Annotated in this window: 14 protein-coding genes; 4 read left to right on the forward strand and 10 right to left on the reverse strand. The window is 74.5% G+C overall.

Annotated elements, in window-relative coordinates; translation table 11 throughout:
* Window positions 1-107: 107 nt before the first annotated feature.
* From ACPXCB_RS27795 to ACPXCB_RS27805, 3 genes are all read right to left on the reverse strand, one after another.
* On the reverse strand, window positions 108-1,112 hold the full coding sequence (locus ACPXCB_RS27795) for a glycine betaine ABC transporter substrate-binding protein (RefSeq protein WP_425878762.1): 1,005 nt from the start codon (window positions 1,110-1,112) through the stop codon (window positions 108-110).
* A 342-nt stretch (window positions 1,113-1,454) separates the two neighbouring features.
* Complete coding sequence (locus ACPXCB_RS27800; RefSeq protein WP_425878764.1) at window positions 1,455-2,177, reverse strand: ABC transporter permease; 723 nt, start codon at window positions 2,175-2,177, stop codon at window positions 1,455-1,457.
* 55 nt (window positions 2,178-2,232) lie between these two features.
* On the reverse strand, window positions 2,233-2,916 hold the full coding sequence (locus ACPXCB_RS27805; protein ID WP_357577918.1) for an ABC transporter permease: 684 nt from the start codon (window positions 2,914-2,916) through the stop codon (window positions 2,233-2,235).
* Window positions 2,917-2,918: 2 nt separating this feature from the next.
* Here ACPXCB_RS27805 and ACPXCB_RS27810 point away from each other — a divergent pair, with 2 nt between their 5' ends.
* Entirely contained in the window at window positions 2,919-3,920 is a 1,002-nt protein-coding gene (locus tag ACPXCB_RS27810; RefSeq protein WP_132238644.1) for an ATP-binding cassette domain-containing protein, read from the forward strand.
* Between the two features lie 12 nt (window positions 3,921-3,932).
* Here the strand turns inward: ACPXCB_RS27810 and ACPXCB_RS27815 are convergent, their stop codons facing one another.
* From ACPXCB_RS27815 to folP, 7 genes are all read right to left on the reverse strand, one after another.
* The gene (locus tag ACPXCB_RS27815; RefSeq protein ID WP_311413186.1) at window positions 3,933-4,430 is read right to left on the reverse strand and encodes a hypothetical protein; all 498 of its coding nucleotides are present in this window, start codon (window positions 4,428-4,430) and stop codon (window positions 3,933-3,935) included.
* Window positions 4,431-4,490: 60 nt separating this feature from the next.
* Window positions 4,491-4,805, reverse strand: a complete 315-nt coding sequence (locus tag ACPXCB_RS27820; protein ID WP_151456512.1) for a hypothetical protein — start codon at window positions 4,803-4,805, stop codon at window positions 4,491-4,493.
* Between the two features lie 54 nt (window positions 4,806-4,859).
* Window positions 4,860-6,074, reverse strand: a complete 1,215-nt coding sequence (locus tag ACPXCB_RS27825; protein ID WP_425878767.1) for an ABC transporter permease — start codon at window positions 6,072-6,074, stop codon at window positions 4,860-4,862.
* A gap of 120 nt (window positions 6,075-6,194) precedes the next feature.
* Window positions 6,195-6,737, reverse strand: coding sequence for a DUF3180 domain-containing protein (locus tag ACPXCB_RS27830; RefSeq protein ID WP_132238636.1), 543 nt, complete (start codon window positions 6,735-6,737; stop codon window positions 6,195-6,197).
* A gap of 19 nt (window positions 6,738-6,756) precedes the next feature.
* Window positions 6,757-7,284, reverse strand: a complete 528-nt coding sequence (folK, locus tag ACPXCB_RS27835; RefSeq protein ID WP_425878769.1) for a 2-amino-4-hydroxy-6-hydroxymethyldihydropteridine diphosphokinase — start codon at window positions 7,282-7,284, stop codon at window positions 6,757-6,759.
* On the reverse strand, window positions 7,281-7,646 hold the full coding sequence (gene folB / locus ACPXCB_RS27840) for a dihydroneopterin aldolase (RefSeq protein ID WP_425878771.1): 366 nt from the start codon (window positions 7,644-7,646) through the stop codon (window positions 7,281-7,283). Before folB ends, folK begins: the two co-directional genes overlap by 4 nt.
* Complete coding sequence (gene folP / locus ACPXCB_RS27845; protein WP_425878772.1) at window positions 7,643-8,563, reverse strand: dihydropteroate synthase; 921 nt, start codon at window positions 8,561-8,563, stop codon at window positions 7,643-7,645. The genes folB and folP overlap by 4 nt, the downstream gene beginning before the upstream one ends.
* Before the next feature lie 343 nt (window positions 8,564-8,906).
* Here folP and ACPXCB_RS27850 point away from each other — a divergent pair, with 343 nt between their 5' ends.
* From ACPXCB_RS27850 to ACPXCB_RS27860, 3 genes are read left to right on the forward strand one after another with little or no spacing between them, the layout of a single operon-like run.
* Complete coding sequence (locus tag ACPXCB_RS27850) at window positions 8,907-9,221, forward strand: hypothetical protein (protein ID WP_121401588.1); 315 nt, start codon at window positions 8,907-8,909, stop codon at window positions 9,219-9,221.
* 13 nt (window positions 9,222-9,234) lie between these two features.
* Window positions 9,235-9,597: a hypothetical protein gene (locus ACPXCB_RS27855; protein WP_089003089.1), complete on the forward strand. Its 363-nt coding sequence runs from the start codon at window positions 9,235-9,237 to the stop codon at window positions 9,595-9,597.
* A 49-nt stretch (window positions 9,598-9,646) separates the two neighbouring features.
* On the forward strand, window positions 9,647-13,057 hold the full coding sequence (locus ACPXCB_RS27860) for an ATP-binding protein (protein WP_425878774.1): 3,411 nt from the start codon (window positions 9,647-9,649) through the stop codon (window positions 13,055-13,057).

Raw genomic sequence — 13,057 nt, forward strand, 5'->3', positions numbered from 1 at the left:
CATCCGGCATCTTCGCCGCCGATCGCCCCGCCCGCCGTCGACCGACCGACCGCGCCGCCCGCCCCTCGGCCGCCGGTGGCACGGGGCCACCGGCGGCCGGTCGGGCATCAGCCGACGGCCAGTGCGCCGTCCGAGGAGAACACCAGGCCCACGCTCGCGGCCCCGGTCTTCAGCGCGTTCTTGGTCTGCGGGCCGCCCTGGTCCAGCGAGCTGAACGAGCCGGCCTTGAAGTCGTAGACCTGGACGAGCCCCGCCTGGCACTTCGGCCGCTGCGGGCACTCCGGCGGCCCGGCCAGCACCGTGGCCTGGCCCGAGCACTTGGCGGCCAGCTCGGAGAGCGTGCTGACGCCGTACTTGTCGGCGAACGCCTTCGTGACGGCGAAGGCGTTCTGGTCCTGTGCGGCGGCGGGCGTGCCGAAGACGAGGCCCACCTTGTCGCCGGCCGCCTTGAGCGCCGCGACGGTCTTCTCCAGCTCCGGCGACGACACCGGCGGGGCGTCCTTGCCGTTGGCCTTGGTGTTGAGGAACTCGGCCATGGTCGCCGCGTACTCCGGGACGACCTGGATCTCGCCCTTCTCCAGGGCCGGCTCGTAGAGCTCGCGGTTGCCGATCTGCTGCACCTTGGCGTCGTAGCCGGCGGCCGTCAGGGCGATCTTGTAGAGCTCGGCCAGGATCTGGTTCTCCGTGAAGTTGGCCGCGCCGATCACGATCTGCCCGCCGGGGCCCTTGGCGATGCCCGCGGTGACGCCGTTGGCTGCCGCGAACTCCTCGGCCGCCTTCTGGGCCGTCTTGCGGTCGACGTCGACGGCCTTGTTCAGCTGGATCAGCTTCGGCGTGTCGAGCGCGGCCGAGACCTTGTCCAGCGCCGCGATCAACTGCGGGTTGGCCGCGTCGGCGTTGACCGCCGGAATGACGTTGTCGGTGTTCTGGAGCTTCTTGTCGTCGTTGAGGACGACGAGCTGGTCACCGGCGACCGGCGCGCAGCCGGCGCCCGAGGCCGCCTGCTCCGGGGCGTCCGTGCCGGAGGAGCCGGCGTCGCCGCAGCCGGTCAGCAGCCCCGCCGCGGCGAGGGCTCCCACCGCACCGACGGCCAGGCGTGTACGAGCGCGCATCAGTGCCCGCCTTCCGTGTCCCGGCGCGACCCTGTCGGGCCGGCCGCGTGTCCGACGGGCGATCTCCGTCCGGCCGCCCGCTGTGTCCCACGGACGGCTCGCGTTGCGGCCGCCCGGTTTCCCACCCCAACATCTTCCACGCGGGACCGACAACCCGAGGCGAGGTTTGTCACCGGATCGTCACCGGAAGTCAGCCGCGCCGACCCGTCGTCGGGATGTTCCGGTCCGTGGTGTCGAGGCGTTCCGGTTCGTGGCGTCCAGGCGTTCCGGTCCCGGGCGTCGATGGCCGGGTACGGCCACGCGACCCGCCCGGCGCGTGAGTCCGGGGTGGGCGGACGACGCTCAGCCGCCGGCCACCGCCTGCGCCGCCCGGCGGCGCGCCCGACGGCGGTCCGCCCGCAGCGGGCGCGGCGTGACCAGCCGCTCGACCAGGGCCAGCACCAGTTCCAGCAGCATGGCGAGCCCGGCCACCAGCACGCCACCGGCGATGATCTGGCCGCCGCCGGCGGCGATGTCCAGGCCGAAGCCCGCCCGGATGATCTGGCCCAGGCCACCGCCGTTGACGAAGGACGCCAGCGCGGCGGTCGCCACCACCTGCACCGCCGCCGTGCGGAACCCGGCCGCCAGGTAGGGCACCGCCAGCGGCAGCTCGACGCGGCGCAGCAACTGCCACCCCGAGAAGCCCATCCCGCGCGCCGCGTCCCGGGCCTCCGGATCGGCCTGCCGCACCCCCGTGTACGCGTTGGCCAGCAGCGGCGGCACGGCGAATACGGCCAGCGCGACCACCACCGACGGCCGCCCGAAGCCGAGGAAGGTCAGCGGCAGGATGGTGAGCAGGGCGAGCGTGGGGACGGCGAGCGACATGTTGGACACCAGCACCACCAGGCCGCCGCCCCGGCCGGTGTGCCCGAGCCAGAGCCCGATCGGCCAGGCGACCAGGCAGCCGAGCGCCACCGCCGCCGCCGACATCGACAGGTGCTCGCCCAGCCGGTCCAGGACGCCGCCCGGGTTCGTCCAGTTCAGCGGGTCGTTGAGCCAGACCAGCGCCGCCTCGACCGGATTCACCGAGCCAACCTTTCGTTCGCGACTGCGGGACTCCGCTGCGCTGCGTTCCTCGCGCTCACCGCGCCCGCTTCAGCCAGGGGGTCAGCAGCCGGCCCGCACCGGCCAGGACCAGGTCGAGCACCAGGGCGAGCAGGACGCAGAGCAGCGTCCCCGTCATGATCTGCGCCTTGTAGAAGTTGTTCTGGAAGCCGGCGAAGATGAGCTGCCCCAGGCCGCCGCGCCCGATCACCACGCCCACGGTCACCAGGGCGACCGTGGAGACGGTCGCCAGCCGCAGCCCGGTGAGGATGCCCGGCAGGGCCAGCGGCAACTCGACCCGGAACAGCCGGCCCCAGCGGCCGTACCCCATCCCCTCCGCCGCCTCGCGGACCTCGGGGGGCACCTGGTTGAGCCCGGCGACGGCGTTGCGGACGATCACCAGCAGCGCGTAGAGGACCACCACGCTGAGCGCGGTCGCCGCGCCGATGCCCAGGTAGGGGGCGACGAACGCGAAGAGCGCCAGCGACGGCACCGTGTAGAGCACCCCGGTGAGGGCCAGGACCGGCCCGGCGAGCGAGCGGTACCAGTAGGCGGCCACTGCCAGCGGCAGCGCGATCAGGGCGGCGATCAGCACTGCGCGAGCGGTCAGCGAGGTGTGCTCACGCACGGCGGCGAGGATCGTGTCAGAGTTGTCCCGCACGTACTGCCAGGAGAACCACGGGTTACCCGGGTCGGCCCGGTAGCTCAGGCGGAAGGACATGTGTGGACGTTACCCCGGAGGGCACCGCCCCCGCCGAACCGCGCGCGGCGTCGATCACGCTCGAGGGCATCCGCAAGCGCTACCCGGACGGCACCGAGGCCGTACGCGAGCTGAGCCTGGACATCAGGGCCGGCGAGCTGGCGGTGCTGATCGGACCGTCGGGCTGCGGCAAGTCCACGGTGCTCCGGATGGTCAACCGCCTCATCGAGCCGACCGGCGGCCGGATCCTGCTCGGCGGCGAGGACGTCACCCGGGTCGACCCGGTCCGGCTGCGCCGCCGGATCGGTTACGTGATCCAGAACGTCGGGCTCTTTCCGCACCAGACGGTCAGCGCCAACGTCGCCACCGTGCCCCGACTGCTCGGCTGGCCCCGCCAGCGCAGCCGCAGCCGGGTCGACGAACTGCTGGAACTGGTCGGGCTCGATCCGGCCACGTTCGGCCGCCGCTACCCGCACGAGCTCTCGGGCGGTCAGCGGCAGCGGGTCGGGGTCGCCCGGGCCCTCGCCGCCGACCCGGTGGTGCTGCTGATGGACGAGCCGTTCTCGGCCGTCGACCCGATCGCCCGGACCCGGTTGCAGGAGGAGTTCCTCCGGTTGCAGGCCGAGGTGCGCAAGACCATCGTGCTGGTCACCCACGACCTGGACGAGGCGGTCCGGCTGGGCGACCGGATCGCGGTGCTCTCCGAGGGCGGGCGCCTCGAGCAGTTCGACACCCCGGCCGCCGTGCTCGGCGCGCCCGCCACGCCCTTCGTGCGGCAGTTCGTGGGCGCCGACCGGGGCATCCGCCGGCTGGCGGTCACCCCGGTCACTGGCGAGGCCGTCGAACCGCTGCCGGAGACCGGAGTGGCCGAGCTGCCGACGATCCCGCTCGGCGGCTCGGCGTACGACGCGTTGGGGGTGCTGCTGACCTCGGCCGCGGACCGGGTCGTGGTGACCGACGGGGGCCGGCCCGTCGGCGTGCTCAGCCGGGCGCGGCTGCTCGAACTGGGCGCGCCCGAGCGGTGAGGCGCAGCCCGGTCAGGCGCGCCCGCCGAGGCTGGCCGCGCCGATGATCCACCCGGACAGGAAGCCGTAGGTCGCGCCGGCGCCGCCCGCCTGGATCGCCGTGAGCAGCGACGGTTCCGGGCCGAGGAAGGCCGCGATCAGGGAGGCGAAGCCGCCGGCCAGGACGTACGCGGCCCAGCCGGAGAAGAACTGCGTCCCCGACCCCTGCACCCGGGCCACCTGCGAGGTGGGCAGCAGGTAGAGGAAGAGCGCCGCGAGGATGACCAGCAGGACGGCCCGCAGGTTCGCCACGAGCAGGTTGCCGGTCGCCCCGTCACCGTTGAAGAGCCACGCCGGCCAGGAGAGCAGTTGCAGGTACCAGCCGCCGGCGGAGTTCGGGTCGGTGCCGGCGGCCCAGCCGACGTACGCCGGGCTGCCGCAGACCGCGACCAGGAGGAGCGCCGCGAGCGCGCCCGTGCCCGCCGCCGTCCCGTAGCGACCGCCGGTGCGTGACGGGTTGGTGAGCGCCATGATCGGCTCAGTTCCCGGCGGACCGCGGGGGGCAAACCTGCCCGGGGCCGGCGGTCGCCGTCACTGTCGCGGGTGCTTCATCAGGTAGTCGATGAACGCGGCCCGCAGCAGCGGCGCCGACTCCTCGTAGCCGTGCCCGGTCAGCTCCCGCCACAGCGCCGCGGCCTCGTCGATCGTCGGCCCGACCGAGTTGGGCGCGCCGTCGAGGACGGCGGCCTCGTCCGCGTTCGGCAGGTGCCGCAGCACGGACCAGAAGAAGCGCACGTCGTGGCGCTCCCGGGCGACCGCGAACGCCCGCTCCCGCAGCTCCTCGGTGGACAGCGCGTCGAGTTCCTCGAACGACGGGCCGGCGGAGGACGATGGTGTGTCGGTCATGCCGCCGAGCCTAACCGGCGAGATCACTCCCGGCCCGGTGGACGCGGCGCCGGCTCACCGCTCGTCGGCGTCCCACCGGCGCGGGCCGCTCTCCCAGCCGGGGTCGCTCCACGGGTCCACCGGGCTCTCGGGAGACCGCCTCGGCACGGCGGGCGGCCAGTCGCCGACCGGGTCCGTCGGGGGCGCCGTCCAGCCCGCGCCGATCCGGCCGTCCCCGGCGGGAACCGGTTCCGCCGCCGCTCCGGTCGCCGGCCGCCCGTACGCCTCGACCAGCCGGGTGGCCAGCAGCCCGACGCCGAGCGCCGCCGCGCCGACCGCCCACCGGCTCACCGTCCAGCCCCGCGCCTGCGCGTACGCGGAGAAGACCGTGACCAGGCAGACCGCCAGCAGGGTGCCGAAGACGCCGCCCCGCCGGCCGTAGGCGCTCGTGCCGGCGAGCAGCGCCAGGCCGACCGCGAGCACCGTCCAGTCCAGCCCCGGGTCCGGCGCGACCGGGGCGGTGTCCCGGCTGGCCGTCAGCATGCCGGCCAGCGCGGCCAGCACCGTGGAGCCGACGAGCGCGCCGGAGGTGACCACCGCCGCCACCGCCCCCCGACGGCGGGCGGGATCCACGACCGGGCGGAACCGGCCGACCACCCGGCGGACGGCCCGCACCGAGCCGAACAGACCGCCGAGCACCGCGACGGCCGCGAACCCGACGAAGAGGTGCAGGGCGCCGCGCTCCGGGTCGTAGTCGCCCTGCGGCAGGACCGACGCCGAGCGCTGCTGGATGTACACGACCACCACCGCCGCGCCGGCCAGGGACGCGGCCCAGCCGGGCACGTGCAGCACCACCACGACCAGCGCCAGGGCGAGCCCGCCCAGCGCGGCGACCAGCAGGGCCGGGCCGGCGGCGGCGCTGACGCCCCGGTCGCCCTGCTCGGCGACGTGCAGCGCGGCGGCGACCGCCACGGGGCCGACTGCCAGGTTCACGGCGGCTGTACGCAGGGTCAGCCCGGCGGCCAGCGCCAGCAACCCGAGCACGACCGCGTCGAGGAGCAGGGAACGCAGCCCGTCGCCCCGCAGCGCGGCCGGGTCCTCTGCCCAGAGCAGGTACGCGAGGGCGCCCAGCCCGACCAGCAGCAGCAACTCCCAGACGACGTGGACGGCGAGCCGGTCGCGGCCGGGCTCACCGTGCGCGGGGTCGTCGAAGACGTTCTCCAGCACGGAGGCGGGGATGCCGGACGAGGGCTCGGGGGACGGCTCACGCCCCGGTTCGTCGTACCGCATGACGCCGCCTCCCACGTGGCCGCCGTCCAGCCTGGTCCGACGCGCGGGCGGACCGGGGCGGCGTTGCTCTCCGGTCGCAGGCACCGTACCCGCGCGGGAGGCCGGGCGTAACCCCCCGGATCAGCGCGGGCCGGGGCGGCCCTCCCGGCCGCCGGGCTCGCGGTCCTCGTCGTCCTCCTGCTCGGGAACCCGGCAGGAGCGCTCCAGCCAGAGCGCCGCCCCCGTCAGCGCCAAGCCGGCGAGCAGGCCGGCGCCGGCGATCGGCCGGTCGCCCATCGCGGCGTCGGTACGCTCCACGAAGAGCCAGCCGGTCAGCCCGGCGTAGAACCCGGTGAAGATCGCACCGGCCAGCGCGGAGGCCTTGGCGAGCACCACGAACCGGGCCACCAGCAGCGGATTGACCGGCTCGCGGCCGGGCCTGCGCTCGATGCGCCCCCGGGTGTTCACGGCGGCGTACGCCTCCAGCACGGCCAGCGCGGCGAGCGTGACCACCGGCAGCCAGGGCAGCTCCGGCAGGTAGTCGTAGTAGAGGGTGCTGATCAGCAACCAGGCCACCGCGGCGGCGCCGAGGGCGGCCACCACCAGGGTGGAGATCCGGGTGGGGCCCATCCGGGACCGCTCGGGGCCCGTCCCGCCCGGTCGCGGGGACTGCGCCTGCGTCATGCCGGCCGGCTCCACTGGGTCATGCCGTCGACTCTATCGCCAGATCCGGCCGGGGGCGCAGATCCAGCGCGTCGTCGGCCACCGGAGGAGTGTTGAGCAGGTCCGTCAGCCAGCCGTGCCCGGGCAGCCGCCCGTACGGCTGGAGGTCGATCCACGGCCGCAGCACGAAGGCCCGCAGGTGGGCCCGGGGATGCGGCAGGGTCAGCTCCGGGTCGTCGCTGAGCACCGGCTCGTCGCCGTCGGCCCACACGGCGATGACGTCCACGTCCAGGGTGCGCGGCCCGAACCGCCGCTGCGGGTCGCGGGTGCGCCCGGCGGCGCCCTCCGCCGCCCGGGCGCGCTCCAGCCAGTCGTACGGGGTCGCGGCCGGGTCCTCGGCGAGCAGCGCGGCGTTCAGGTACGCGGGCTGGTCCGCGTCCCCCCACGGTGGAGTCTCGTAGACGCCGGAGACCAGGAGCACGCTGTCGCCGAACGTCGAGACGGCGGAGCGCAGGTGGGCGAGCCGGTCGCCGAGGTTGCTGCCCAGCGAGAGCAGGGCGCGGGTCACCGGTCCCGCCGCCGCGTCATCGTGACGGCCACGTCGGTGAAGGCGTGCGGGACGGGCGCCTCCGGCTTGTGCACGGTGACCGTGGCGGCCTCGACCCGGGGGTCGGCCAGGCAGACGGCCAGCAGCCGCTCGGCGAGCGTCTCGATCAGGTTGACCGGCTCGCCGGTCACCACCGCGACCAGCCGCTCCGCCAGTTCGCCGTAGTGGACGGTGTCGCCCACCTCGTCGGAGCGGGCCGCCGGGGCGAGGTCCATCTCCAGGACGGCGTCCACCACGAAGTCCTGGCCCTGGGCGCGCTCGAAGTCGTACACCCCGTGCCGGCCGTGCGCCCGCAGGCCGGTCAGCTGGATCCGGTCGGTCATCGGTCTCCTCCGTGGTCGGCGGTGCGGTCCGCCCGGCCGGCGCCGGCGTGGGCCGCCCGGGCCCCACCGACGGCGGCGGGCGCCAGGCGGGGCGCGCCCGTGGCCTGCCAGACGGCGAGGGCGTCCACGGTGGCCCGGACGTCGTGCACGCGTACGCCCCAGGCGCCGGCCGCCACCGCGAGCAGGCTGGTGGCGACGGTGGCCACGTCGCGGCCGCCCGTGGGGCGGGGGGTGCCGTCGGGACCGGCCAGCAGCCGCCCCAGGTACGACTTGCGGCTGGACGCGAAGAGCAGCGGGAAGCCGAGGTCCAGCAGCTCGGACAGGCGGGTGCTCAGTTCCCAGTTGTGCGCGGCCGTCTTGGCGAAGCCGAGCCCCGGGTCGACGACGATGCGGTCGGCGCCGACCCCGGCCCGCAGCGCCTCGTCGACGCGGCGGCCCAGCTCGGCGCGCACGTCGGCGACCACGTCGGCGTAGCGGGCCAGCTCACCCATCTCCCGGGAGTGGCCCCGCCAGTGCATGAGCACCCATGGGCAGCCGGCGTCGCGGACCACCCGGGCCATGTCGGGGTCGGCGAGGCCGCCGGAGACGTCGTTGACCACGGCCGCACCGGCGGCGAGGGCCGCCTCGGCGACCCGTGCGCGGGTGGTGTCGATGCTGACCGGCACGCCGGCGGCGGTCAGCTCCCGGATCACGGGCACCACCCGGGCCGTCTCGGTCTCCGCGTCGACCCGGTCGGAGCCCGGTCGGGTGGACTCGCCGCCGACGTCCACCAGGTGGGCGCCGTCGGCCCGCAGCCGCACGCCGTGTCCGACGGCGGCGTCGAGGTCGGCGTACCGTCCGCCGTCGGAGAAGGAGTCGGGCGTGACGTTGAGGACGCCCATCACCACCGGGGCCGAGGCCCGTACCAGATCGCTCACGGCTAGACGGTACCGGTCGGCCGGAGCACCCCGAGCGAACCGGGTCGAGGGCGATGACATGCGCATTCGAACGGGTGTACGATCGGTCGTCCTGGTCGGATCGGGCAGACTCTTCGCGGCTTGTCGCAAACAGTGGGTGCCCGTACGCTTTGGAACTGCCCGGCATCGAGATGGCGAAGCCTGGAGGGAGGGCCGAAGCGGGAGAATCCGCCCAAAGCTCACCACCCTCCGTGGTGGGTAACGAACGCAGGGTCGCCGACGCTGCGCACAGGGAGCACCGTTCCCGCCAGGCATGTCTACTGCACCACCGCGGCGCCGCCGGCCGCGACTTGGGGAGGTTCCAGTGATCGCCATCGAGCTGATGGAGACGGCGACGTCCGCCGCCGCCCACACGCTCTCCGCCCTGGCGTCGACTCCACTCGCCGAGCCTGCGCCCAAGGGCATCGACACCGAGGGTGTCGTCACGTTCTTCGCCAGCAAGATCGCTCCGATCCTGCTGGCCGTGCTGGGCGTCATCTTCATCGGGCGCGCCAGCCGGGGTGAGATCTCCAAGGTCCTCACCAGCTCGGCGATCGCGATCGTCGGGCTCGCCTTCATCGCCGGAGCCGCCACACTCTTCTTCATCGGCGACTACCTGATCGACCTGATCTTCGAATAGGCGCGGGCACGAGATGCGGCTGCGCACCGACGACGACATCTACCGGGCTCGCCTGGTCTACCTCGGGCCGCCCGGCTACACCCTTCCCGTCCACCTGCCGTACGCCCAGTACGGGCTGTTCATGCTGCTCGTTCCCCTCTACATGTTCATCCACTGGCTGTTCACGTTGCAGGTCGAGCTCTTCCCCGCCTGGGAGATCGCGCTCGCCATCGTGAGCACCTCGTTCATCTTCCGGTACGTCGACCCGGACCGGCCCGCGCGCATGGTGATCCGCACCGCGCTGACCGACTGGCGGCGGACCCGGGAGCCGGCCGCGGAGCAGCGGGACCCCCGCCTGGTCGGCAGTCGGATCAGGATCCGGGAGGAACTGGCATGACCGGTCGCACCCCGACCAGGCAGTCGAACGACGCGGATGAGGCGGTCGCATGAATCGCAGTTCCACGCCGGGTTCCCCGGCAGGGCGCCCGGCCGTCCCGCACGGTAACCGTGCGCGGTCGTTCGACTACCCCGATGATCCCGAGACGGACGAGGTCGCCCTCGACCCGGCCCTGGTGACGACACCCGGGCACGGTGGCGTGGGCGTCTTCCAGGCCCCCCGTCCGGCGCCACGCCGGACACCGCCGCCCGCCGAGCCGCAACCCGCCGACAGCGCCGACATCGACTCGCCCTTCCTCGACCTGTTCGGCGGTACGCGCCCCGGCGCGACCCGGCCGACGGCGCCTCCGCAGCGGGCCGGCGGGCGGGAGCAACCCGCCATCGGCCAGCAGCCGGCCGCCGCCGCGCCGGCCCCGGCGGCGCTCCCGCCGGCTCCCGCCCCCCTTCCGCCGCCTCCACGGGCGGGCCACGGGGCCGACGCCTTCCGGACCGGCCACCCGGCCGACGCGGCTTCCCGGACCGGCCAGCCGGCCCACCGGACGGCCCCGGGGGTGGCACCGGCCGCCGACCAGCCCCCCGCCGACGCGTACGAGCCGCCCGCCCGACCGGCCAGGTCCCGGGTGCCGCACCAGCCCGGGGACCGGCTGCCCACGCTCCGCCCACCGGCGGAGGCGGAGGACCTGCCGCCCGTCGCGGCACCGCCGTCGTCCCACCCGGTGCCCCTCCAGCACGCGGCACCGCTCGACCCGCCCGCGCCCGACCCGGCGTCGGAGCCGACGTCCCGCCGCACCGGGGAGCGCCCACCGGAGCGGGCCGGCCGGGAGGTGGCGCCGCCGCGCCAACGCTCCGCCGGCCGGCGGAGCCAGCCCACCAAGCCCACCCGGGTCAAGCCACCGAAGATCAAGTTCGGGGACCGGGACCCGGCGGTCGAGCTGGCCATCACCGAGATCGCCGGCCACCTGACCTTCACCCCCAACACCGTCACCGCCTGGTACTGGCTGCCCGAGGTGCGCTGGGCGTTCCGGCCGGACGCCGAACGGGAGGCGCTGCTCTCGGCGATCTCCGAGCAGTACGCCGGGCTGGCCGGCTTCCGCCTGCACCTGCGGCGCACCACGCGGCCCTTCCCGGCCGACGAGTGGGCCCGCACCATCGACGCGCACACCGCCGCGCCGCTGCCCGACGTGCCCGGCACCGCCAGCTGGGGCGACCACCTCGTGGCCGCGCAGCGGCACCTGCTCTCGGTCAACCACGCCGAGGGGCAGACCTACCTCGGCGTCACCTTCGCCCGGCGCTCCCTCGGCGACTCGCTCACCGAACGGCTGCTGCGCACCTTCGGCCGGGGCGTCGCCGAGGGCGAGCGCCGCAAGCTCGGCCGCACCGTCGAGCAGTTCGACGAGGTGCTGGGCGCGTTCGGCATGCGCGGCCGGCGGGTCACGGCACAGGAACTGGAATGGCTGCTCTACCGCTCGGTGGCGCTCTGCATGGCGCCGCCCGGGCAGCTCTCCCCGCTCACCGACGGGCAGTGGGAACGCGGCGACCTGCTCGCCCTCACCGAGCAGGTCGAGCGCTACCGCACCCCGTACGGCTCGACGGTCAAGCTGGTCAACCGGATGACCGGCGAGGAACGGCACGTCGCCGTGCTGGCGGTCGGCCGGATGGAGCCCCTGGAGATCCCCGAGCGGCACGAGCCCTGGCTGCACTTCCACGAGCGGCTGCCGTGGCCGATGGAGCTCTCCACCCGCGTCGACATCCTCGGTTCCGGCGACTCCTTCCGTAACCTGGAGCACCGGCTGCGGATGATCCGCTCTCAGCAGCTCGACTACGCGGAACACGGCATCGACGCCCCGCCCGAGCTGGAGCGGCTGGCCAAGCGCGCCCTGGTCATCGGCGACGAGATGACCACCGGGCTGCCGGTCGACTCCGCCCGCGCGCACGGCTGGCACCGGATCGCCGTCGGCGGCCGCAACCGCGAGGAGTGCCTGGAGCGGGCCCGCCGGCTGATCCAGCTCTACTCCCGCGAGCTGCGGATCTCGCTGCAACACCCGAAGAACCAGGACTGGCTGGCCCGCGAGTTCATCCCCGGCGAGCCGATCGCCAACACCGGCTACGTCCGGCGGATGCCGGTCAACCTGCTCGCCGCCGCGCTCCCCCAGGCCGCCTCCACCGTCGGCGACCGGCGCGGCGACCTCATCGGGCGCACCGCCGGCACCTGCCGCCGGCCGGTCTTCCTCGACCTGCACTTCCCGATGGAAGTACGCGAACGCTCCGGGCTCGCCGTCTTCGTCGCCGAACCGGGCGGCGGCAAGTCCACCCTGCTCGGCGCGCTCGGCTACCTCGCAGCCCGACGCGGCGTCCAGGTGACGCTGCTCGACCCGTCCGGCCCGCTCGCCCGGCTCTGCGCCATGCCGGAACTGCGGCCGTACGCGCGGGTGCTGAACCTGACCGGCTCCGAGCACGGCACCCTGGCCCCGTACTCGCTCATCCCGACGCCGCTGCGCAGCGAGTTCGGCACCGGGGCCTCGGGCGACCGGGAGTTCGAGATCGCGGTCTCCAACGCCCGCGCCGAGCGGCGGATGCTGGTGCAGGACATCTGCATGATGCTGGTGCCCCCGCAGGTCGCCCGCGAGGCGTCCACCGCCACCCTCTTCCGGCACGCCGTACGCCAGGTGCCGGCGGAGGAGACCTCCACCCTGGACGACGTGGTCGCCTGCCTCAGTCAACTCGACGACGACGCCGGCAAGGAACTGGCCAACCTGCTGCTCGACACCGCCGAGATGCCGCTGGCCATGCTCTTCTTCGGCCGCCCGCCGGAGGGACTGCTCGGCGCGGACGCCGCCCTCACCGTGATCACCATGGCCGGGCTGCGACTGCCCGACCTGAAGATCGAGCGGGAGTACTGGTCCGCCGAGGAGGCGCTGGCCCTGCCGATGCTGCACACCGCGCACCGGCTCGCCGTACGCCGCTGCTACGGCGGCTCGATGTCGTCGCGGAAGCTGGTGGGCCTGGACGAGGCGCACTTCATGGAGGGGTGGCGCTCCGGACGGTCGTTCCTGGTCCGGCTCGCGCGCGACTCCCGCAAGTGGAACCTCGCCGCGCTGGTCGCCTCGCAGAACCCGAAGGACATCCTCGGCCTCGACGTGCAGAACCTGGTCTCCACCGTCTTCGTCGGCCGGATCGCCGAGGACGCGGAGATCGCCTCCGAAGCGCTCCGCCTGCTGCGGGTGCCGGTCAACGACGGCTACGAGGCCACCCTGGCCTCCCTCTCCACCGCCGACGCCACCAGCTCGACCCGGCTCGGCTTCCGGGAATTCGTCATGCGGGACGTCGACGGCCGGGTGCAAAAGGTCCGGGTCGACGTCTCGTACGTCGACGGGCTGCTGGACCACCTCGACACCACCCCCGCCGCGATCGCCGCGGCGGCCGGGGTGCTGCCGGCCATCCTGCCGAACATGGAGGCGTGA

The organism is Micromonospora sp. DT62 (genome assembly GCF_049847285.1).
Classification (GTDB): Bacteria; Actinomycetota; Actinomycetes; order Mycobacteriales; family Micromonosporaceae; genus Micromonospora; species Micromonospora reichwaldensis.